General features: G+C 69.8%; 19 protein-coding genes, 2 tRNA genes and 1 other RNA gene. 13 read left to right on the top strand and 9 right to left on the bottom strand.

The annotated features are described in order from the left end of the window. Positions 1–9 precede the first annotated feature (9 nt). From DFR72_RS34995 to DFR72_RS34980, 4 genes are read right to left on the bottom strand one after another with little or no spacing between them, the layout of a single operon-like run. Entirely contained in the window at positions 10–1,728 is a 1,719-nt protein-coding gene (locus tag DFR72_RS34995) for a hypothetical protein (RefSeq protein WP_090069707.1), read from the bottom strand. Between the two features lie 19 nt (positions 1,729–1,747). After that, the gene (locus DFR72_RS34990) at positions 1,748–3,298 is read right to left on the bottom strand and encodes a fibronectin type III domain-containing protein (protein WP_090069709.1); all 1,551 of its coding nucleotides are present in this window, start codon (positions 3,296–3,298) and stop codon (positions 1,748–1,750) included. Positions 3,299–3,307: 9 nt separating this feature from the next. Further along, positions 3,308–4,255 carry a prephenate dehydrogenase gene (locus DFR72_RS34985; RefSeq protein WP_170176545.1) on the bottom strand — a complete coding sequence of 316 codons (948 nt, stop codon included), beginning with the start codon at positions 4,253–4,255 and terminating at the stop codon, positions 3,308–3,310. Between the two features lie 25 nt (positions 4,256–4,280). Then, positions 4,281–5,486, bottom strand: a complete 1,206-nt coding sequence (locus DFR72_RS34980) for a M20 metallopeptidase family protein (RefSeq protein ID WP_090069711.1) — start codon at positions 5,484–5,486, stop codon at positions 4,281–4,283. Positions 5,487–5,546: 60 nt separating this feature from the next. On the opposite strand from DFR72_RS34980, the gene DFR72_RS34975 reads away from it, so the two are divergent. The 4 genes from DFR72_RS34975 to DFR72_RS34960 all read left to right on the top strand — a co-directional run bounded on the left by DFR72_RS34975 (position 5,547) and on the right by DFR72_RS34960 (position 7,621). Continuing rightward, positions 5,547–6,035, top strand: coding sequence for a tRNA adenosine deaminase-associated protein (locus DFR72_RS34975; RefSeq protein ID WP_170176544.1), 489 nt, complete (start codon positions 5,547–5,549; stop codon positions 6,033–6,035). A gap of 14 nt (positions 6,036–6,049) precedes the next feature. After that, entirely contained in the window at positions 6,050–6,481 is a 432-nt protein-coding gene (locus tag DFR72_RS34970; RefSeq protein WP_211335644.1) for a nucleoside deaminase, read from the top strand. Positions 6,482–6,513: 32 nt separating this feature from the next. Next, positions 6,514–6,598: transfer RNA gene (locus DFR72_RS34965), tRNA-Ser, on the top strand. Between the two features lie 372 nt (positions 6,599–6,970). Continuing rightward, complete coding sequence (locus DFR72_RS34960) at positions 6,971–7,621, top strand: hypothetical protein (protein ID WP_143086884.1); 651 nt, start codon at positions 6,971–6,973, stop codon at positions 7,619–7,621. A gap of 219 nt (positions 7,622–7,840) precedes the next feature. On the opposite strand, the gene DFR72_RS34955 is transcribed toward DFR72_RS34960, so the two are convergent. Next, positions 7,841–8,611: a maleylpyruvate isomerase family mycothiol-dependent enzyme gene (locus DFR72_RS34955; RefSeq protein ID WP_170176543.1), complete on the bottom strand. Its 771-nt coding sequence runs from the start codon at positions 8,609–8,611 to the stop codon at positions 7,841–7,843. Positions 8,612–8,811: 200 nt separating this feature from the next. Between DFR72_RS34955 and DFR72_RS34950 the strand changes: the two genes are divergently transcribed. Beyond that, complete coding sequence (locus DFR72_RS34950) at positions 8,812–11,253, top strand: endonuclease/exonuclease/phosphatase family protein (protein ID WP_305728246.1); 2,442 nt, start codon at positions 8,812–8,814, stop codon at positions 11,251–11,253. Positions 11,254–11,274: 21 nt separating this feature from the next. Here the strand turns inward: DFR72_RS34950 and DFR72_RS34945 are convergent, their stop codons facing one another. The 3 genes from DFR72_RS34945 to DFR72_RS34935 all read right to left on the bottom strand — a co-directional run bounded on the left by DFR72_RS34945 (position 11,275) and on the right by DFR72_RS34935 (position 12,713). Next, positions 11,275–11,910 (bottom strand): GOLPH3/VPS74 family protein, encoded by a 636-nt coding sequence (locus DFR72_RS34945; RefSeq protein ID WP_090069719.1) that lies wholly within the window; start codon positions 11,908–11,910, stop codon positions 11,275–11,277. Then, positions 11,910–12,566, bottom strand: a complete 657-nt coding sequence (locus DFR72_RS34940) for a GOLPH3/VPS74 family protein (protein ID WP_170176542.1) — start codon at positions 12,564–12,566, stop codon at positions 11,910–11,912. The genes DFR72_RS34945 and DFR72_RS34940 overlap by 1 nt, the downstream gene beginning before the upstream one ends. Before the next feature lie 62 nt (positions 12,567–12,628). Next, positions 12,629–12,713: transfer RNA gene (locus DFR72_RS34935), tRNA-Ser, on the bottom strand. A gap of 131 nt (positions 12,714–12,844) precedes the next feature. Between DFR72_RS34935 and DFR72_RS34930 the strand changes: the two genes are divergently transcribed. From DFR72_RS34930 to DFR72_RS34895, 8 genes are all read left to right on the top strand, one after another. Continuing rightward, a complete protein-coding gene (locus tag DFR72_RS34930; protein ID WP_090069724.1) occupies positions 12,845–13,183 on the top strand; it encodes a YciI family protein in 339 nt (112 codons plus the stop codon). A 10-nt stretch (positions 13,184–13,193) separates the two neighbouring features. Then, positions 13,194–14,372, top strand: coding sequence for an RNA polymerase sigma factor (locus DFR72_RS34925; RefSeq protein ID WP_090069727.1), 1,179 nt, complete (start codon positions 13,194–13,196; stop codon positions 14,370–14,372). Then, positions 14,369–14,941, top strand: coding sequence for a maleylpyruvate isomerase family mycothiol-dependent enzyme (locus DFR72_RS34920; protein ID WP_090069729.1), 573 nt, complete (start codon positions 14,369–14,371; stop codon positions 14,939–14,941). Before DFR72_RS34925 ends, DFR72_RS34920 begins: the two co-directional genes overlap by 4 nt. Before the next feature lie 17 nt (positions 14,942–14,958). Further along, positions 14,959–15,055: signal recognition particle sRNA small type (ffs, locus tag DFR72_RS34915), an RNA gene on the top strand. A gap of 30 nt (positions 15,056–15,085) precedes the next feature. Then, positions 15,086–17,149: a DNA polymerase III subunit gamma and tau gene (locus tag DFR72_RS34910; protein WP_090069731.1), complete on the top strand. Its 2,064-nt coding sequence runs from the start codon at positions 15,086–15,088 to the stop codon at positions 17,147–17,149. Positions 17,150–17,543: 394 nt separating this feature from the next. After that, positions 17,544–17,846: a YbaB/EbfC family nucleoid-associated protein gene (locus DFR72_RS34905; RefSeq protein ID WP_170176552.1), complete on the top strand. Its 303-nt coding sequence runs from the start codon at positions 17,544–17,546 to the stop codon at positions 17,844–17,846. A 3-nt stretch (positions 17,847–17,849) separates the two neighbouring features. After that, entirely contained in the window at positions 17,850–18,458 is a 609-nt protein-coding gene (gene recR, locus DFR72_RS34900; RefSeq protein WP_090069736.1) for a recombination mediator RecR, read from the top strand. Positions 18,459–18,499: 41 nt separating this feature from the next. Beyond that, complete coding sequence (locus tag DFR72_RS34895) at positions 18,500–18,976, top strand: uridine kinase family protein (protein WP_245983756.1); 477 nt, start codon at positions 18,500–18,502, stop codon at positions 18,974–18,976. Here DFR72_RS34895 and DFR72_RS34890 read toward each other — a convergent pair. Continuing rightward, positions 18,952–22,230: an AfsR/SARP family transcriptional regulator gene (locus DFR72_RS34890; protein WP_090069739.1), complete on the bottom strand. Its 3,279-nt coding sequence runs from the start codon at positions 22,228–22,230 to the stop codon at positions 18,952–18,954. The genes DFR72_RS34895 and DFR72_RS34890 overlap by 25 nt on opposite strands. Positions 22,231–22,245 lie beyond the last annotated feature (15 nt).

Here is a 22,245-nt window from a genome sequence, read left to right as displayed (position 1 = left end):
TTGGGGTACTCACGCCTTGAGCAAAAAGGGAACGTAACCCGTTTCGGGGTGTACCTCTGAATCGGTGCTGAAGGCCTTCACCTCGATGGCGTGCGCTCCGGGGGTCAGCGCGCCCGTGTTGAGTGAAATCCGCCATCGGCCCGCCGCGGCAGGTCCGTCCGCCGTGGTCGGGACGGTCGCGACGTGGTTGCCGTCGAGCCGGATCTCGAACCCGGCGAGCCCCGCCACGGACGCGTCCAGGGCGTTGACGCGCACCTCCAGGACCACGCGGCCGCGGTTGAAGGCGGCGCCGTTCTCGACGGGCTGGCCACCGGCGTCCAGGACCTCGGGGACCGGGTCGGCGAGCGTCGGTTTCGCGTCCACCAGCGGTGTCTCGGACTCGCGCCGGGCACTGCTCTTCGGGCCGGTCAGCTCGACGTCGGTGTGGGTGATCTGGACGCGTTCCTCCGTGACGAGCTGGACGTTCAGGTTGTCCGTGAACGCCTCCGCCGGCAGGTCGGCGACGGCCGGGTACTCCGCGCCCGGCTTCCACGGCGACCCCTCGACGGCCGGCCTGAGCGGCACCTGGATGCCGTTGACCTTCACCGCGGTGATGGGCGCGCTTTCGCGTGACGGGATCATGGCGATGCGCAGCTGACCTGCGGTGACGTCCGCGATGGGACTGGCGCTGGTGCTGGCCGGACCGTCCACGCGCACCTGCGGCGTCGGGCCGGTGAGCGGGGCGTCGGCCTTGGCGGTGCGGTAGCCGATCAGGTCGACGCCGGCGCGGATCCGGTCGCCCGCCAGCGCCGCGACGCCGACCAGGGCCGTCGCCTCGCGCCACTGCGGCACGAACGGCGAGGTGGCGACGACGTCGCCGTCGCGCACCACCTGGACCCCGGCGGGCGTCAGCACGAGCTCCCAGCGCACCGTCACGCCCGGCACCGCGGCCGGCACGGGCTTGACCGTCGTGCCGTCCGGGACGAGCTCGACGATCGAGTTGCCGGCGTTGTCCGTGGAGACCGTGGCGCGGACGGTGTTCGGCGGCACCGGTTCGCCCTGCACGCTGACCGGGCCCGGCACGAGGTCGAGCAGCAGCTTGCCACCGGTGCTCGGAGCGTCGGTCTCGATCACGAGGCGGCTCTCGTCGTCGTTGCGGACGAACGGCGTGCGCGATCTCAGCGTCACCGCGCGGGTGCCGCAACTGCTGCTGATCACGAGCCGGTCGTCGTCGTCCCCGTCGCCCGAGGTGGCGCGGGCGCAGTCGGTGCGCTTGGAGAGCCTCCACCGTTGCGGGTCGGGTCCGGTCCGGCTGTCGAAGCGGTCGACGAACGTGTACGGGGCGTTGTCGGCGCGCGGGGTCGCCCTGGTCGTGACGGGCTGCGAGCGCTGGCCGAACGCGTCGACCGCGCGGATGTCGATCTGCTGCTCGCGCTCGTTCTCCAGGCCGTTGAGCTGGGTTCCGGGCCGGGTCACGAGCCTGACCTGCTCGCCCCACCGCACCTCGTACGCGGGAGCGTCGCCGGTCCAGTTGAGCTGGACCTTGTGGTGGCCGGCCCGCGCGACGACGCCGGCCGGGGTGGCCGGGCGCTTCTGCGGGCCCGGCACCAGGATCTTCTCCGCCGCGTACGCCTTGAGCTTCGTCGGCGGCGGGGGAGCCGTGGGCAGGTCGCCTCCGCCGGTGTCGCGCAGCACGATCACGCCCGCCACCAGCGCGAGTCCCGCAGCAACGAGGACGACCCGCTTCATAGCGGTCACGCTAAGGCGTTCACCCCAGCTCGAACACGGTTTCCGCGATAACGGGTTCGCCACCGTCCGCCGGAAGGACGCTGAGCTCGAGCCGGGCGTGGGAAGCGGAGAGCAGCTTCAGGCTGTCGATCCAGAACTCGTGCCTGCCGGGGACCCCTGGACCCTGCTCGTTGGTGGGCAGCGCGACGATCCGCTTGCCGTCCAGCTCGAGCTCGATGCCGCGGTGCCCGATGGCGTTGACCTCGGCCGTGACGAGGACACGTCCTGTGGCGGGCAACGGCTGCGGGGGCTTCGCGCCGTCCTCGTGCATGACGTGCAGCCGGGGACCGCCGGTCTTGATGCCGCCGGGCCGGTCCACGAGCCTGGGGAGCGCGCCGGGACGGCTCTCGGGCTTGCGGACGACCACGAGCCGCGCCTCTTCCTGGGCGGCGACCCGCCCGGCGTCGAGACGCACGTCGGTGATCGTGACCTGGTTGTCCCGACCTGGCTTGACGAGCTTCACCGCGACGACGTCCTGCGGCACCTCGACGTCCCGGTCGAGCGGGATCACCTCGGTCGGTACGACGCGTTCCGCCACGCCCCCGACGCCGAACGCGTCCAGGAAACCGCCGCCGTCGATGCGGATCCGCGGGTGCACCACCCGTTCCGCGATCGCGACGGGCTCGTAGGCGACCACGACGCCGTCCCGCAGCGCGACCACCGCGTCCGGCAGCACCCGCATCTCCCACCGGTGCCGCACACCCGCGACGAGCCCGGTCATGGGCGCGTCGCCGAGGGTGACCTGCTTGCCGGTGCGGGGGAGTTCGGGGTCCGCGACGATCCGCGTGCCCTGCGTCGTGATGTCGAGGCTGACCGCGCCCCTGGGCTGCGTCTCGGTCTCCGGCAGGTACTGCCACGGGTCGGGCAGCAACGTCAGCCGCACGTGACTCGACTCGACCGCGCCCGCGACGCTGATGATCGCCCGGCCGGTCGCGCCGTCGCTCGCGGGCACGCCGAAGCGGATCGGCGTGTTCGACTGGAAGGCCGCCATCGAGCAGTCGACGTCGATGCGCTTGCCCGGCCCGAACGGCCTGAGCCCGAGGCAGTCCGGCTCCGCCTCGACCCGCCACTTGCGCGGGTCGAGCGACTCCGGGCCGCCGAACTTGTCCGGCTGGCCGACGAGTTGGTCGTCCCACCTGCCGTTGTAGAGGTCCTTGGGCTTCGCGGCGATCTTGAGCGGCTCGCTGCGCTTGCCGGTGGCGCTCACCGCCCGGATCTCGACCTGGGTCTCCTGCTCGGGATCGAGCCCCGGCAGTTCGACCTCGGGGGTCGGCACCAGCTGCTGGTTGCCGTTCCAGCGCACCTCGTAGGCGGACGCCGAGCCGTTCCAAGCGATCTGCAGCGCGTCGGCGTCGAGCGCCTGCGCCCTCGGGTTCGCGGGCTTCACCGGGTCCTGGAGCGCCACGACCTCGACGCCGTCCGCGACTTCCTTCTCGAGGGTGTCGGGCGCGTCACCGCTGCGGAGCGCCACGACGGAGGCGACGACGAGAGCGAGACCACCGAGACCACCGGCGAGTGTCCGTCGATCCACCCGGCGACCCTACGATGTTTCCGCTCGGGCGGTGCTGCCGTTCAGACCAACCACACGTCCGCCACGAGACCCGAGGTTGCGCAACGCGGCGAGTGCGCCCGGCTTGGTCAGGTCGATCGTGATCGGCGTGCGGTTCGGCTGGCCGACCAGCGCGTTCCGGCCCTCGTGACCAGCCTCGATCGTCTTGGCGAGGCCTCCAGTGGACGCCAGCGAACCCCTGGCCGCACCGAGCCTGCCCAGTGCGTCGTCGACCGCCGTCAGCAGCGCGTCCCGGTTCCCCTCGCACATCGCCCTGACGAGCTCCGGCCGGCTGCCCGCGACCCTCGTGCCGTCCCCGAAACTGCCGGCCGCGAGCGCCATGGCGAGCGGTCCGCCGTCGGCCCCGACCGCCGCGAGGATCGCCGCCATGATGTGCGGCAGGTGGCTGATCCGCGCCACGGCCTCGTCGTGCTCCTCGGGCGTCGTCGGCACCACGTGCGCCTTCAGGTCGAGCGCGAGCTGCATGACGTCGTTGAGGTGGTCGTCGGCCTCCTCGGGTGTGACGACCCAGGCGGCGTCCTCGAAGAGGCTCGCGCTGCCCGCGTCCCACCCGCTCCTGCTCGTGCCGGCCATCGGGTGCCCGCCGACGAAGCGCGCGTGCGGCGCGTACCGGTGCACGGCGTCGTGCACCGGCCCTTTGACGCTCGTGACGTCCGTGAGTCTCGTGCCCTCGGGAACCTTGCGCAGCAGGTCGGGCAACGCGGGCAGCGGCACGGCGAGGACGACGAGCGCCTCGGCACTCCGGCTGAGGGCCTCGTCCACGCCCACGACGTCGAAGCCCTCAGCGCGTGCCTTGTCCGCGTCTTCTTTGCTCGCCGTCGCACCCCACACCGTGCGTCCGGCAGCCTTGGCGGCTCGCAGCACGGAGCCGCCGATCAGTCCCAGTCCGATCACGCACACGTCTCGCACGGCGTCCATCATTCCGTGTGAGGCGTACCTGCAACTACCGGAGGGCGTCCAGCGCGAACGCCGCGTACATCGCGACCCCGTGCTCCATGGCGGCCTCGTCGAACAGCACCCGGTTCGAGTGGTTCGGCGCGGCGTCCTCCAGGTCGATCCCGCGAGGGCACGCCCCGAGGAACGCCAGCGCCCCGGGGACCCGCTGCAGCACGTAGGAGAAGTCCTCCGCGCCCATCAGCGGGTCCTGCATCGGCTCGCTCCACGACGCACCCATCGCCGTGGCCGCCAGGTCCACCACGTGCTGGCCGACGACGTCGTCGTTCACCGTGACCGGGTACCCCGGCACGATGTTGACCTCGGCGTGGCACCCGTAGGCGGCGGCCGTGTGCTTGACGGCCTGCTTGAGTTCCTTGTGGACCAGGGCCCGCGTCTCCTCCGACAACGTCCGGATCGTCCCGTCGAGCGTCGCGACCTCGGGGATGATGTTCGTCGTCGTACCGGCGTTGATCTGCGCGACCGTCACCACGGCGGGCTGGTGAACGCTCACCCGCCGCCCGAGCATCGTCTGGATCGCCCCGACCATCGCCGCCGCGGCGGGCACCGGGTCCAGGGCGTTGTGCGGCATCGCGCCGTGCCCGCCACGCCCCTTCACGTGCACGTGGAACGAGTCCGCGGACGCCATCATCGGCCCCGGCCGGCAGGTCACCACGCCCGACTTCATCGTCGAGGTGATGTGCAGCGCGAACGCCTTCTCCACGCCGTCGTCGAGCAGCCCCTCCTCGATCATGTACCGGGCGCCGTGGTGACCCTCCTCGCCCGGCTGGAACATGAAGAGCACGCGACCCTTGAGCGCGTCACGCCGGTCGGACAGCAGCCGGGCGGAGGCGGCCAGCATCGCCACGTGCGTGTCGTGACCGCAGGCGTGCATGTTGCCGTCCACTTCGGACGCGAACGGCAGCCCCGTGTCCTCCTGGAGCGGCAGGCCGTCCATGTCACCGCGCAGCAGCACCGTCGGCCCCGGCCGGTCGCCCTCGAGGACCGCCACGACCGAGGTCGTCGACTCGCCCTTCGTGACCTTGACAGGCAACCCCTCCAGCGCGTGCAGGATCGCGGCCTGCGTCTTGGGGAGGTGAAGTCCCTGTTCAGGGTGCCGGTGGATCTGACGACGCAGCGCCACCGTGCGGGGCTGCAGCGAGCGAGCCCCTTCGAGCAGTCCGGCGAGACGCGGGTCCGGCGTAGTTGTGCTCATCTCCCGATGGTGCCACCACCTCGGCTACCGGGAAGGTCGTCTGGGCCCTACGGTGTGCACATGACACAGCAGGAGCCGGTCAACGGCTTCGCGGTCGCGGTCGTCCGAGAGGACGGCCGCTGGCGGTGCAGCAGGATGGACAGCTCCGCGCTGTCGGAGCTGGACGCGGCTATCACGGAGCTGCGCCAACTGAGGTCGACAGGAGCCGTGTTCGGACTCCTCGCCGTCGACGACGAGTTCTTCATCATCCTGCGTCCCGTGCCGGGCGGCGTGGCGCTGCTGCTGTCCGACGCGGCCGCCGCCCTCGACTACGACATCGCGGCCGACGTCCTCGACCTCCTGCGCGTCGACCCGCCGGACGAGGAGGACAACGAGCTCTGGCCGGAAGGCGACCTCGGCGTCCTGACCGACCTGGGCATGCCCGCGCACGAACTCCAGATCATCGTCGACGAGGTCGACCTCTACCCGGACGAGCAGCTCCAGATGATCGCCCAGCGCATCGGCTTCATCGACGAGCTCACGAAGCTGCTCGACACGATCCAAGCGTGATCTCCTCAGACGACATGGTCCGCGCCGCCCTGAAAGCGGCCTCGAACGCGGGCGCGGACGTCCCGATCGGCGCCGTCGTCTTCGCACCGGACGGCACCGTCCTCGCCGAAGCCTGCAACGCCCGCGAGACCCTGGGCGACCCGACCGCGCACGCCGAGATCCTGGCCCTGCGCGCCGCCGCTCCTCGGTTCGGCGACGGCTGGCGCCTCGACGGCTGCACCCTCGCGGTGACCCTGGAACCGTGCACCATGTGCGCTGGTGCACTGGTGCTCGCCCGCGTGTCACGTCTCGTGTTCGGCGCTTGGGAGCCCAAGACCGGTGCTGTGTCGTCCTTGTGGGACGTCGTGCGCGACCGCCGGCTCAACCACCGGCCCGAGGTGCAGGGCGGGGTGCTGGAACAGGAGTGCGCTGACCTGCTCGAACGGTTCTTCCGGACCCAGCGTTAACCCAGTCGCGCGGGCTGTGTATTGTTCTTACCGGTGGCGTGTCCGAGCGGCCGAAGGAGCACGCCTCGAAAGCGTGTGAGGTGAAAGCCTCCGTGGGTTCAAATCCCACCGCCACCGCTGCTCAGAGCCCCGGTAACCGATCTTGGTTACCGGGGCTCTGACGTTTGGTGGCACCAGCGGTGGCCGTTGCCCTGCTGGACCTCCAGAGCCAGCCCTCCGGCTGCGCTGTTGCTAGCGGCCTCAAGGTCATCTCGGTGCAGCTTCACCGATGTGCCGCGTGACGCTCGTCCGGATCGAATCGAGCTAGCAGCAGGGTTTTCGCTCTCAATGGCTTGAAACGTTTTTCGGCCAAAGCCGATGCTACAAGCGGGGCTTGAGGAGCAGGAGGGGAACTTGGGCGGAACTGGAAGAAGATTGCGGGCGCCAGCACCACTGTATCCGCGAAATATTCGTCGACCAGTAGGAATCAGGCGACCTCAATCGAGGCGCATGCGCAGATTGACGGGAAATAAGAGCGCACCCCGTGGGGTGATGATCGGCTTGCGGATTGCGATTTTGTCTCTTGTTGTTGCCATTGCTTCTGTGGGTGTCGCTGTGTGGGCGGTGCTTGACACCCAGGACATCAAGATTGCGAACGACCGGCAGACCCCTCTGCCGGTCGACCTGATGGCGCCTCAGCCCGTGGGACTTAAGTTCAACGAGAAGTGCCCTGTGGGTACAGGCTCCGACACGGAGTCCATCGACCGGCTCGCCTTGATGTCGGTCACGGCCAAACGCTCGCGGATAGACGACACCAAACTTCGCGTGCTCGTCACGTGGTGGAATACCATGACAATGGAGTATCCGAACAACGGTCTCTACATCAACGGGCCGATGGGTCGTCAGGACGAGGTGGATGCATCAGTTTCAGGCGTAGACGACAAATTGCCGAAGCAGGGGGCGTGCGGCTCCTGGTACCGCTACATTTTTCCCGTAGCGGTGGAGAACAATACGGTGATCATGGAAGAAGTGTGGCCGGAGCAGATCTACTGCTTTGGTGTAAATCTAAAAGACGAATATTCTTTCCAGTTGAACGGGCAGCAGAATCGAGTGGCAACAAGATGCAAGAAGATGCCGAAGCTGGCTGAAGCAACATCCTGACTTCCTTGGCGCTGGGCCCAGCAGGACTCAGGTGGCGTTAGCTGTGCATGACCGTCTCGTGCGTCATCCGTGTCGACCAGCATCGCGTCCCGGCTGACCTGGCCGCAGCACCGCGATCATGTCGGCGGGCTCGACGGGCTCCTCGTCGCCGAGCGACCAGCAGCGAAGTCTCGGAAACGATGGTGTCCAGGCGTTCCCGGTAGCTCAACGCACCCATGGTCAAAAACGCACGCGCTCCAGCAGCAGCGAGAGCAGGTCCGCGTCCCCGAACACCTCCATCCCGTCGAGCGGCCGCCGCCGGTACACGGCGAGCACGAGGTCGACGACGGGACCGCGCAACGCCACGGACGCCTTCGCGTGGCCCTCCTCGACCACCGGCGCGGGACCGGTGAGATCGATCACGAACTCCGCCTCGGCGTCGGTGGCGTGCAGGTGCACGGTCCCGGAACCGGCGAGGGCCGCGGTCTCGGAAGGCCACCGCTGGAACGCATAGGGCAGTGCGAGGCCGGTCCACTCGCGCAGCGTGTCCTGGGCGATCTCGGGGTCCAGCGAGAACGGCACGCCCAGGGCGTTGCACATGTCCCACCTGTGGATCACGGTCTCGTGCGTCATCCGTCGCGACCACACGCGCGGGCCGGGATGGCCTCCCAGCGGCGCGATCATCTCGTCCGGGTCGACTTCGCGCAGCACCTCCGCGAGCGACGCCGCGCCTTCCCGAAGCCACGGGATCAGCACGGACGCGGGTTCACCCACATACGACGACAGGAGTTGCGCGCCGTTGCGCGAGAAGTCGATCTCCGGGAGTCTGTCGCGGAGCATCGAGTCGGCCCAGCGGTGTGCGTGGCCGACGTGGCGCAGCAGTTGGTTGAGGGTCCAGTCCGGCGTCGACGGGACCTGTATGCCCAGGTCAGCGTCGTCCAGGGAAGAGACCAGCAGGTCGGTCTGGTTGATGATCTCGGCGCAGCGGCGCTCGTAGCTCGGAATCCCCACACGTCTGAATGTAGGGACGCCGGCCGGTGCCTGGGAGGGGCCCACTGGCCGGCGTTCCGAAATGGAGCATACACCACGATCGAACACTTGTTCGAGTGATCATTGATGGGCCAACCGGTTAACCGTTAGTAACAACGGCTACCAAAGCTCACCCGATCGGGGAAAGATGCGTCGGTCCGCCGCATCCCCTGGAGGAAGTTTTGAGACCCACCCTGCCCGTCGTCGGGACAGCGGTGGCGGCACTCGTGCTCGCCGCCGTCCCCGCCGTCGCCGCACCCAGCACAGACGCGCTGATCTCCGAGGTCTACGGAGGCGGCGGCAACTCCGGCGCCACGCTGACGCAGGACTTCGTCGAGCTCGCCAACAAGGGCACGAGCGCGGTCAGCCTGGACGGCTTCAGCGTCCAGTACATCTCGGCCACCCCCGGTGCGACCACGCAGTGGGGCGTCACCCCGCTGACCGGCTCGATCGCGCCCGGCAAGACGTTCCTCGTCGCCGAGGCCAAGGGCACCGGCGGCACCGTCGAGCTGCCGGCCCCGGACGCCACCGGCACGATCGCCATGAGCGGCACCAACGGCACCATCGCGCTGGTCTCCGGCACCGCGGCGCTGACCTGCAAGACGGCCGCCGACTGCGCCGCGGACACGCGGATCAAGGACCTCGTCGGCTACGGCACGGCGGTCGTGCGCGAGGGCAGCGCGACGGGCGCCCTGAGCAACCCGACCTCGGCGTCCCGCGCCACCGCGCTCGGCGACACCGACGACAACTCCGCCGACTTCACCGTCGGCAACCCCACCCCGACCAACTCCAAGGGCGAGACCCCGGGCGGCGGCGACCCGGATCCCGATCCCGACCCGGACCCCACCCCCGGCGACAAGCGCGTCCACGACATCCAGGGCGTCACGCGCATCTCGCCGTTGAACGGCCAGAAGGTCACCAACGTCCCCGGCGTCGTCACCGGCACGCGCGCGTCGGGTGACCGCGGCTTCTGGATCCAGGACGTCACGGGCCCCGACGCCGACCCGCGCACCAGCGAGGGCGTCTTCGTCTACACCGCGGGCACCGCCCCGGCCGTCGCGGTCGGCGACAGCGTGCTGGTCAGCGGCACGATCGCGGAGTACCGGCCGGGCGGTGAGGCGGGGTCCAACCAGACCCTCACCGAGATCACCGCGCCCACCACGATCACCGTCTCCAAGGGCAACCCCGTCCCGGCGCCGGTCGTCGTGAAGAACGTCCCGGCCGGCTACCTGCCCGCACCGGGCGGCAGCATCGAGCAGCTCCCGCTGGAGCCCGCGAAGTACGGCCTCGACTACTTCGAGTCGCTCGAAGGCACGCTGGTGCAGGTCGACGACGCCCGCGTCGTGGGCCCGAGCAACACGTTCGGCGAGGTCTGGGTGACGGTCAACCCCGACCAGAACCGCAACCAGCGCGGCGGCACCACCTACCCGAGCTACGACCAGCAGAACAGCGGCCGCCTGAAGATCAAGACCGCTGGCACGCTGCCCGCCGCCAACGTCGGTGACGTGTTCGCCGGCGCGACCGTGGGCGCCATCGAGTACACGAACTTCGGCGGCTACACCCTGGCGGCACTGACGCTCGGCGCGCACACGTCGTCCAACCTGCAGCGCGAGATCACCGCGCAGCAGAAGGAGTCCGAGCTCTCGGTCGCGACCTACAACGTCGAGAACCTCGACCCGTCCGACCCGCAGGACAAGTTCGACCGGCTCGCGGACGGCGTCACGACCAACCTGCGCAGCCCGGACGTCGTTGTGCTGGAAGAGATCCAGGACAACAACGGCGCGACCAACGACGGTGTCGTCGCGGCGGACCAGACGCTGCAGAAGTTCTCCGACGCGATCGTCGCCAAGGGCGGCCCGCGCTACCAGTGGCGTCAGATCGACCCGGAGAACCTCAAGGACGGCGGCGAGCCCGGCGGCAACATCCGCGTCGGCTTCTTCTTCAACCCGCAGCGGGTGTCCTTCGTGGACCGCCCGGGCGGCGACTTCAAGACGCCCGTCCAGGTCGTGAAGAAGAACGGCCGCGCGCAGCTCTCCGTGTCACCGGGCCGGATCGACCCGCTGAACGACGCGTGGGCGAACAGCCGCAAGCCGCTCGCCGGCGAGTTCAAGTTCCGCGGCCGCACGGTCTTCGTGGTCGCGAACCACTTCAACTCCAAGGGCGGCGACGAGGCCATCCACGGCCGCAACCAGCCGCCGAACCGCACGTCCGAGGTGCAGCGCGCCAAGCAGGCAACGGCGCTGAAGGCGTTCACGGAGCAGCTCCGCGCGGTCGACAAGGGCGCCAACGTCGTCCTCGCCGGCGACCTGAACGACTACCAGTTCTCGCCCGCGCTCAAGACGCTGACCGGTGACGGCAACCTCAAGGCGCTGATCGAGTCGCTGCCCGCGAACGAGCGGTACAGCTACGTCTTCGAGGGCAACTCGCAGACGCTCGACCACCTCGTGATGAGCAAGAACATCACGCGCTTCAGCTACGACGTCGTCCACATCAACGCCGAGTTCGCCGACCAGGCGAGCGACCACGACCCGCAGATCGTCCGCGCCCGCCCGTCCACGGGTGACGCGAACGTCGACAGGATCGTGTTCGCGCTCGAGGACCTGATCGACTGCCTCAAGAAGTGACCGCTCGCCGCTGCCGCCGCGTCATTCCCCTGACGCGGCGGCAGAGGTCGCGGCAGTCACACCGGCCTGGATCGCTTCCACCGCACGGCGGACGGCATCGCCCGCCCAGTTGCCCCTGGCGATCTCCTTGGCCCGCTTCCTCATCTCGCGCTTGTCGCCCTCGAACACCTTGTGCACGGCGTCCACCGCGTACAGCAGCGTGATCAGCGACCCGGTGTGCGCGTCCGCGCCCCGATAGCCGTGCACGACCTCGCCGACGGCCTTCCGCAGCTTGCCGGCCGCGGCCTCGTCGACGATCGGATAGCTCTTCGCCGGGAAGATCCCGAACACCTTCCGCGGCTCGACCCGGATGACCGCGTGGTCCTGCAGCTGCCTGATCACGTTGTCGTACAAGCGCTTCCGCACGCGCTCGACCGCACTCTGCGGCCTCAGCGGCCGGTCGAGCCGCGCGACCGCCTCGTGCAGCACCAGGTCGTTCGGCGGCGTCGGATCGACTACCCGGAGCTTCTTGCCGTTGGGTTCGAACGCGACGTGCCCCGAGTTCACCAGCTCGATCAGCACGGCACCGGCGAGCGCGTTCTCGATCGCCGACGAGTTGGCGTGCAGCCGTCCGTTCTGCGGGTTGATGAACAGCAGCATCAACTCTTCGTGCAGCATCAGCTGGAGCCTCCGCCCGAAGTAGCCGCCACGGTCGAAGCCACCACCGCCGCCGTGATGGCGGCCTGGACGGCCTCCACGGCCTTCTTCACGGCGACCCCGGCCCAGTTCCCCGCGGAGATCTCCTTGGCCCGCGCGTTCATCTCGCGCTTGTCGCCCTGGAACACCTTGTGCAAGCCTTTCACCGCGTACAGCAAGGAGATCAACGCTCCGGTGCGGTCGTCCGGCGCTCGATGTCCCTGCGCCACATCGCCCACGAGACGCCGGAGGTCGCTGACCGCGGACCGATCGTTGAGCTCGTAGGTCTTCGACGGGAAGATCCCGAGAACCCTGGTCTTCTCCACCTTCAGCACACCGCGCGCGTCGAGCTGCGCCATCACGTTGTCCTTCACGTGGTTCCGCAGCTTCTCCACCGCGCGTTGCGGCTTCATCGGCTTGGTGATCCTGCTGAGCGACTCCCGCAGGAACTCGTTGGCAGGCGGCGTCGGGTCCGCGACGGCGAGCCTCTTGCCGTCCGCGTCGAACGCGACCTTCCCGGAGTTGACCAGTTCCAGGAGCACGGCGCCCGCGAGCGCGTTCTGGATCGACGTCGAGTCCATCCGCACACCGCCGGCGACCTCGTCGAGGAACAGCAGCATCAGATCTTCGGGCAGCATCATGCAACGTTAACGCCAGAAGGGCGCCGAACGTTGAGGTTCGGCGCCCTTCAGAGCTAGAGCGGAGGATACGGGATTTGAACCCGTGAGGGGGTGAACCCAACACGATTTCCAGTCGTGCGCACTAGGCCGCTATGCGAATCCTCCGTGGAGAACCTTACCGGACGGGTCTTCCGGGCCCCAAAACGGGGGTCGCCGGAAAAAGTTCGGAAGCCCGTGTCGATCTGGCGGCAGCCCGCTCGTCGTGATCCCGTAAGACCGGACCGAGGAGGGCAACCTTGAAGTACATGCTGATGATCTACGCGGCCGCTGACCAGCAGGCGAGCTGCACGGTCGAGGACTGGATCGCCTACGAGAAGGAGATGAAGGACGCGGGAGTCCTGGTCTCCGGGCACTCGCTGGCCGACCTGGTCACCGCGACCACCGTCCAGGTCGGACAGGACGGGAAGCGCACCGTCACCGACGGGCCGTTCGCCGAGACGCGGGAGGTGCTGGGCGGCTACGACGTCATCGACGTGCCCGACCTCGACGCGGCGCTGGAGTGGGCGGCGAAGTGTCCCGGATCGCGCGACGGCGGGGCGGTCGTCGTGCGGCCCATCGCCGAGTTCGACTTCTGAGTCCGGCGCCGTGGACGTCGGGCAGGTGTTCCGGGAGGAGCGCGGCAGGCTGCTCGCGACGCTGGTCAAGCGCTTCGGCGACCTCGACCTGGCCGAGGAGGTCACCTCCGACGCCATCGAGGCGGCGCTGAAGCACTGGCCGGTGGACGGGGTGCCGGACCGGCCCGGCGCGTGGTTGCTCACGACCGCGCGCCGCAAGGCCGTCGACCGGTTGCGGCGCGATCAGGTCCACGCGGCCCGGCTGGCGTTGTTGCAGGTGGAGGTCGACCGCGCGGACCCGCCCACCGGGGACGGCCTGCCGGACGAGCGGCTGGAGCTGTTCTTCACGTGCGCGCACCCGGCGCTGGCCGAGGAGGACCGCGGCGCGCTGACGTTGCGCTGCCTGGCCGGCTTCACGACCCCCGAGGTCGCGCGGGCCTACCTGGTGCCGGTCACGACCATGCAGCAGCGGATCGTGCGCGCGAAGAAGAAGATCAAGGAAGCGCGCATCCCGTTCCGCGTGCCGGACCCGCACGAGCTCCCGGAACGCCTGCCCGGCGTGCTGCAGGCGGTCTACTCGATCTTCACCGAGGGCTACGCGGCCCAGCGCGACGACCTGGCCGGCGAGGCCATCCGGCTGGCGCGGATCCTGCGGGGCCTGCTGCCCGACCGCGAGGTCACCGGGCTGCTGGCGTTGATGCTGCTGATCCACGCCCGCCGCGACGCCCGCGCCGAGCTGCTGGAGGACCAGGACCGCGCGCTCTGGGACCACGACATGATCAACGAGGGCAGCGCGCTGGCCGAACGGGCGCTGACGGGCGGGCACGGCCCGTACGGCGTGCAGGCGGCGATCAACGCGTTGCACGACGAGGCACCGGACTTCGGCAGCACCGACTGGCCGCAGATCGTGGCGCTCTACGACGTGCTGACCACGCTCGCGCCGTCGCCGGTCGTCGCCCTGAACAGGGCCGCCGCGATCGCCATGCGCGACGGCGCCGAAACCGGCCTCGCGCTGCTCGACGCCCTCGCCGGTGAACCCAGGCTGCGCGACTACCACCCGTACCGGGCGGCCCGCGCGGACCTGCTGCACCGCCTGGGCCGCGACGCCGAGGCGGTGCAGGCCTACCGCGAGGCCATCGCGCTCGCGGGCACCGAATCCGAACAGGACTTCCTGCGCCGCAGGCTGACCGCCATCGAGGGGCAATCATGATCATGAAGTGGCTGGAGGCCGAACGCCTGGGCGTCGCCGACCTCCTCGAGGACCTCACCGACGACGAGTGGCGGCGCGACACCCTCTGCGCGGGCTGGACCATGCAGACGATGGCCGCCCACCTGACCACGTCCACCCGCACGGGCTGGCGCGACGTGCTCACCGGTGTGGTGAAGGCGCGCTTCGACTGGGAGCGCATGGAGGACGAGAAGGCCCGCGCGATCGCCGCACGGTTCACCCGGTCGGAGTTGATCGCGCAGATCCGCGAGACCGCCGCCTCGCCGAAGCGCGCCCCGATGGCCGCCCCGATCGACCCGCTGGTCGACTTCCTCGTCCACGGGCAGGACATCGCCCGTCCGCTGGGCCGTGTCCGCGAGATACCGCTCGAACCGGCTCAGGCCGCGCTCGAACATGTGTTGAAAAGCCCATTCTGGGGTGCTCGCAAGCGCTTCCGGGAGTCCGGAATTCCTGATCTTCCCGCCCCTGACCTGCTGATGATCGCCACGGGCCGGAAGTTGTCCACACCTGGGGACAACACTGTGGGCAACTCGAACACACGTTCGATCTAGAGGGTTCGCTATACTTGCGTCGGACCTCGTGCGGCACACATCTCGCGAACCTCCCCAGGGCCGGAAGGCAGCAAGGATAAGCGGGCTCTGGTGGGTGCACGGGGTCCCCTTTTTGTGTCGGGGTCCACCGGTACTGTCTGCGGCGTGGCGCTCGCTCTGTATCGCAAGTACCGTCCGGCCACGTTCTCCGAGGTCGTTGGCCAGGAGCACGTGACCGACCCGCTGCGCGTCGCCCTGTCGGCAGGCCGGGTGAACCACGCCTACCTGTTCTCGGGCCCACGCGGCTGCGGCAAGACGTCGTCGGCCCGCATCCTGGCCCGCTCGCTCAACTGCGCGAAGGGCCCCACGCCCGATCCGTGCGGCGAGTGCAACAGCTGCATCGGCCTCGCCCCGAACGGCACCGGCAGCGTCGACGTCGTGGAACTGGACGCGGCCTCGCACGGTGGTGTGGAAGACGCCCGCGACCTGCGTGACAAGGCCTTCTACGCCCCGGCCGAGTCCAAGTACCGCGTCTTCATCATCGACGAGGCGCACATGGTCACCACGCAGGGCTTCAACGCCCTGCTCAAGATCGTGGAAGAGCCGCCGGACCACCTGATCTTCATCTTCGCCACGACCGAGCCGGACAAGGTCCTCCCGACCATCCGCTCGCGCACGCACCACTACCCGTTCCGCCTGATCCCGCCCGGCGTCATGCGCTCCCTGCTGGAACGCAACTGCGCCGCCGAGGGCGTGGCGGTGGAACCGTCCGTCTTCCCGCTGGTGATCCGCGCGGGCGGCGGCTCGGCCCGGGACACCCAGTCCGTCATGGACCAGCTCCTCTCCGGCGCGGGCCCGGACGGCGTGAAGTACGAGCGGGCCATCTCGCTCCTGGGCGTCACCGACTCGGCCCTGATCAACGACGTGGTGGACGGCCTCTCCGCAGGCGACGGCGCGGCGGTCTACGGCACCATCGACCGCCTGGTGGACGCCGGCCACGACCCCCGCCGCTTCGCCTCGGACCTGCTCGACCGCCTCCGCGACCTGGTCCTGCTCTGCGCGGTCCCGGACGCCGCGGAACGCAACTTGGTCAGCGCCCCGGACGACGAAGTGGCCATCATGGCGGCCCAGGCAGAACGAATCGGCCCGGCAGCCCTGACCCGCTACGCCGAGATCGTCCACCAGGGCCTGGTCGACATGCGGGGCGCCACCGCCCCCCGCCTTCTCCTGGAACTGCTCGTCTCCCGAATGCTCCTGCCGTCGGCGAGCCAGTCGGAAGCAGCCCTGCTCCAACGCCTAGAGCAGCTCGAACGCCGCCCACCAGCGGCGATCGCGGCCGCCTCGGGCGAGTCCGCGGCTCCCGCAGGCGCCCCGGTCTTCACCCGCAGGTCCCAGCAACCGGCAGACCAGCCCGCGCCCCAGCCAGACCCACAACGAGCAGCCCCGGCCCCGGTCGCAGTCGCTGCCCAGCCCGCCCCCGCCGCCACTCCGGCACCGGCAGCAGCGCCCACTCCAGTCGCCGCACAGCCCACGCCCGCAGCAGCCGCACCGGTCGCGGCCCCCGCACCCACGCAGCCCGCCGCCGTTGCCCCGGCCCCCGCCGCCGTTGCCCCAGCCCCTGCGGCCACTGCCTCCGGCGCCATGGACGCGACGGCGGTCCGCCGAATCTGGTCGGAACTGCTGGCAGCGGTCCGCGCGACCAGCCGCAGCACCGAGGCGATGCTGACCAACGCCATGGTCAGCGAGGTGGACGGCAACGTGGTCACCATCACCCACACCTCAGCCCCACTGGCCCGCCGCCTGGCCGAGTCCCGCAACACGGAGGCCATCGCCACGGCCCTGGCCTCGGTGCTGGGCGGCACCTGGCAGGTCCGCTGCACCCACGGCACCCCAGGCGCCACCCCACAACAGGCAACCCAGGCCAAGGCGGCCCGCCCGGCCCCCACCCGCCCGAGCCAGGCGCAGAACCAACAGTCCCGCCCCCAGCCAGAACCACAACAGGCCCAGGCCCCGCGCCCACCGGTGGACGACGTCCCACCCCCGCCGGAGCCCCCGGAGCCTGACGACCCGCTCCCGCCGGAACCGGACGACGAAGAAGCAATGCTGGCCGAGGCCGCCCGCCCGGTGGACCCAGCCACGGTGAACGAGGTCCAGGCCAAGGACCCGGAGTCGGTGATGCTCCAACTCCTGGCCGACGAACTAGGCGCCCGCCCCTTGAAGAAGGCCTAGCCGCACCGCACCAAGGCAGGGACGGACCCCCGCTCACGCATGAAACCCATGCTCACGCAGGGGTCCCCTTCGGATTCGGGCCCCCCGCGACCCAACATAGCGACGGGGTCTGACACTCCAGCGAAGCCGAAGGCGAGCAGTCAGAGCGAAAGCTCAGGGGAAACACAGAACCCACCCGCGAGGCCGAAGGCACCCCACCAACGCGCCCCTTAAAGCAACGCGCCTCCGCCCAACGCAACAGGCGTGCCATCTACCTACGCGTGGCGTGGACCCCGGCTTCGGATCAGATTGGCGGGGTCTGGGGCGGAGCCCCAGAGAAACGACCACGCCCCGTACCCTGGACCAGAACGAACCCCACCCGAGAGGACCAGCGGTGCAACCCGGTCAGTTCGACATGCAGGCCCTTCTCCAGCAGGCCCAGAACATGCAGCAGCAGATGGCGGACGCCCAGCAGCAGCTGGCCGAAACGCAGGTCACCGGCAACGCGGGCAACGGCCTGGTCACCGCGACGGTCACCGGCGGCGGCGAGTTGGTCGACCTCGCCATCGACCCGAAGATCGTGGACCCGGAGGACGTGGACACCCTCCAGGACCTGGTGATCGCCGCGATCAAGGACGCCAACGCCAAGGCGCAGGAGCTGGTGGAGCAGAAGCTCGGCCCGCTCGCCCAGGGCGGCCTCGGCGGATTGCTCGGCTAACACATGTACGAAGGCCCGGTACAGGACCTCATCGACGAACTGGGCAGACTCCCGGGTGTTGGTCCGAAGAGCGCCCAGCGCATCGCCTTCCACCTGCTGGCAACGGAACCCGCTGACATCGAGCGGCTGCAGCAGGCACTGCAGAAGGTGAAGGAAGGCGTCGTCTTCTGCGACGTCTGCGGCAACGTGAGTGCCGAGACCAGGTGCCGCATCTGCCGCGACCCCAAGCGTGACCTGAGCCTGGTCTGCGTGGTCGAGGAGCCCAAGGACGTCCAGGCCATCGAGCGCACCAGGGAGTTCAAGGGCCGCTACCACGTCCTGGGTGGCGCGCTCGACCCGTTGAGCGGTGTCGGTCCGGACCAGCTGCGGATCAGGCAGTTGCTGAACCGCATCGGCACGGCTGTCGACGGTGTCGACATCTCCGAGGTCATCATCGCCACGGACCCGAACACCGAGGGCGAGGCCACGGCCACCTATCTCGTCCGGATGCTCAGGGACTTCCCGGGGCTGTCCGTCACGCGGCTCGCCAGCGGGTTGCCGATGGGCGGCGACCTGGAGTTCGCGGACGAGCTGACGCTGGGACGTGCGCTATCTGGTCGCCGGAGCATGTAGCCACGAGTCCACCGCGGCTGGGCGGTACCCGCCTGGTCGCGGTGGACGGCCCTTCGGGGGCGGGCAAGTCGACGTTCGCGAGGACCCTGGCGGACGAACTGGACGCCCAGCTCATCAGCACCGACCACTTCGCCACGTGGGACGACCCCACGACGCAGTGGTGGCCACGGCTGCAACGGGCACTCGACGAAGTGGCGCGCAACCGCGAGGGGCGTTACCGGAAAACCGACTGGTCCCAAGGGTTTCCGTGCATCGGAGAAGGTGACGAGGTCGTCCTGACTCCACAAAGGACCATCCTCCTGGAGGGGTTTTCCTCGGCCAGGAAAGCGAACACCCGCCTGAGCCTCGCGATCTTCGTGGACCACGAGGACGCGCAAGCGAGGCTGGAACGCGCGGTGAAACGCGACGGCGAGCACCAACGCGAGCACTTCATCCGTTGGCAGCAGTACGAACGAGGCTGGTTCGCGGTCGACGAGACCAGGTCCAGAGCTGACTACGTTGTCACGTCGAGCAGTTGAGCCTGGACGACGGAAGCCTCGGGAGTCCCGATCGCGCTGAGGACCTCCAGCGACGTGGACCAGTACGACCGGGCGCCGGCGGCGTCACCCAGGGCGGAGGAAGCATCGCCGGCCAGCTGCAGCGCGCGCCCGAACACCCAGCGGTGACCGGAGTCCGAGCCGACCGAAACGGCCCGTAGGGCGCATTCCAGGGCGCCCTCGGCGTTCAGGGTGTCGAGGTGGGTGCGGCCGAGCACGAGCAACGCCTCCATCTCGGCCAGGCGGAACTGCGACTTGCCCGCCTCGACCAGCGCCGCGGTGGCCGTCGACAGGGCTTCCTCGTAACGGCCGACCGCGCGGTAGGAGGAGGCCAGGCCGCGGCGGGCCGAGCAGATGCCCCACGAGTAACCGGTCTCCAGGCCGATGGCCAGCGCGGAGGAGAACTGCTCCGAGGCCTCCTCGTAGCGACCGCCGCCTTCCAGTGCGCGGCCGAGCAGGTTCTGCGCGTCGCAGACGCTCTTGACGTTCTCCAGGTCCTGCGCGATCTGCATGGCGGCGGACGCTTCGAGTGCGGCTTCCTCGTAACGGCCGCGCATGATCAGCGTGATGGCCATGCCCTCGTGCATGGTGTGCCCGAAGTTCCGGGCGGCCGCACGTTCGTACAGCTCACGTGCGCGCACGAAGTAGTCCTCGCCGAGGTCCGGCTTGCCGCGCCACGCCTGCACCTCGCCGAGCGCGCGCATCGAGTTCGCCTGCAGGATCCACGAGTCGAGGCGCTTGCCGTCCTCCAGCGCTTCCTCGAACGTCGACGCGGCGCGCTCGAGCTGGCCGAGCTGCATGTAGACGCCGCCGAGGTTGAACAGCGCGTTCGCGAGCAACTGGGGCGCGCCGACCCGGCGGGCGATCACCAGGGCGCGTTCGAGGTGGTCGGCGGCGTGTTCGAGCTCGCCCAGGTCGATGTGGACGCTGCCCGCGTTGGACAGGACGGCGGCTTCGGCCTGGGGCAGGTCGATGTGCTCCTGCAGGGCGATGGCCTGCTGGTAGTAGCCGAGCGCGTTGCGGTGCTGCCCGGTCACCCAGTACAGCGTGCCCAGGGAGGACAGCATCGCGAGCTGGCCGAGCTCGTCGCGGGGCGCGCGAGCACCCAGCAGGCCGGCCTTCGCGGTCTCACGCCACTCCGCCGTCAGCGACTGCGTGTAGAAGTAGCCGCGCAGGGCGTCGGCCAGCTGCCACGGCGAGTTCTCGGGATCGCGTTCGACGGAGTGCGCCACCAGCGCGACCAGGTTGGCGCGTTCGACGTCCAGCCAGGTCAGGGCCTCGGTGGAGGTGCTGAACGTCCGCGGCACCACGCCGTCGAGCGGGTCGGGGCGCGGGAAGCGGAACAGCGTCGACTTCATCGCCGAGGTGGCGTTGTCGACCGAGCGCACCGCCCAGTCCAGCAGCCGCCGCAACGCGAGCCGCGCGTCCGCACGGCCCTCCTCGAACGCCAGGCGCTCGGCCGCGTAGTCGCGCAGCAGGTCGTGGAACTGGTAGCGGGACGGCGCGTGGTTCGAGATCAGGTTCGCGGTGGCCAGGCGGTCCAGCCGCCGGCGGGCGTCCTGGGTGGTCAGCCCGCTCAGTGCGGCGGCCATCTCGGGTGTGAAGTCCGTGCCGGGCACCAGCGACAGCACCCGGAACATCTGAGCGAGCTCGGGCTTCAGCGCCGTGTAGGAGAGGTCGAACGCCGCGTGCACCGCGACCCGTTCGTCGCCCTCGACGGCCAGGGCCGCGAGCCGGTTGCCCGCCCGGAGCTCCTCCACGTAGTCCGCGATGGACAGCTCAGGACGCGACACGAGGTTCGCGGCTGCGATACGCAAAGCCAATGGCAGGTGCGCGCAGAGGGCCGCCAGCTCCAGCGCCGCGTCCTCCTGGGACGCCACCTCGTCCGCACCCAAAATACCTGCGAGGAGTGACTTCGTCTCGTGCCAGTCGAGCACGTCGAGCCGCACGTTCGACGCCGCGTGCGAGACGGCCAGGCCGCGCAACGTGTCGCGCGACGTCACCAGCACCGCGCACCCCGGCGAACCGGGCAGCAGGGGACGGATCTGTTCGGCGGACGACGCGTTGTCCAGCAGCAACAGGACCCGCTGACCGGTCAGCGTGGACCGGAACATCGCCTCCTGCTCGTCCTGGTCCAGCGGCACCTGGTCGGGCTCGGTGCCCAGCGCGCGCAGGAACCGGGGCAGCACGTCCACCGCGCTCAACGGCGGTCCGGGGGCGTATCCGCGCAGGTTGACGTACAGCTGACCGTCCGCGAAGTCCGCCCGCATCCGGTGCGCCGCGTGCACGGCCAGGGCCGTCTTGCCCACGCCCGGCGGCCCGGCCAGCGTCACGACCGGCACGCCCTGCGCGGTCCGCAGCAGGGCCACGATCAGCGACACGGCCTCGTCGCGGCCGACGAAGTCGGGGATGTCCGCGGGCAGCTGCGATGGCACGACCCGTTCCGGTTTCGCGGCGACCACCGGCGCACCGGTGGAGGTCGCCACGGCGTTGATCGACCCGGACAGCACCTGGCTGTGCACGCGCCGCAGCTCATCACCGGGATCGATGCCCAGCTCGCCGCCCAGCAACCGCGAAACGCGCTGGTAGGCGGCCAGCGCCTCGCTCTGCCGCCCGGACCGGTACAGCGCGACCATCAGCTGCGCCCAGAACCGCTCGCGCAACGGGTGTTCGCTGGTCAGCCGGGACAGCTCCGCGACCAGCTCGCCGTGGCGGCCCAGTTCGAGATCGACCTCGACACGGCGTTCCAGCACGTGCAGGCGGCGCTCGTCGAGCCTCGGCACCTCGTCGCGGTGCAGGACCTCCGACGGCACGTCGACCAGGGCCGGACCCCGCCAGAGGCCCAGCGCGGCGGCGAACGCGGCCGACGCGGCCTGCAGGTTCCCGGCGGCGCGCTCCTGCTCGCCCTGCTCGATCAGGGGTTCGAAGCGCATCAGGTCGATGGTCTTCTCGTCGACGTCGATCAGGTACCCGTCGGGCACGGTCTTGATCGGAACGGACGGCCCGAGCAGCTGTCTGAGACGCATCACATATGTCTGAAGTGTCGCGCGTGCACGGGCTGGTGGATCTTCGCCCCACACGTTCGCGGCGAGCTCGTCGACAGACACCGACGTGCCCGCGCGCAGCAGGAGCGACACGAGCAGCGCACGCTGCCGACCTGCCCTGACCAGCAGAGGTTCGGCGTCGAGGAGGACCTGGAGGGGGCCGAGCACGCGGAACTCGACCAGCCTGCTCATGTGACCTCCTCCGCG

Source organism: Lentzea flaviverrucosa (genome assembly GCF_003350445.1).
GTDB lineage: Bacteria > Actinomycetota > Actinomycetes > Mycobacteriales > Pseudonocardiaceae > Lentzea > Lentzea californiensis.
This window is presented reverse-complemented; position numbering and strand designations above follow the sequence as displayed.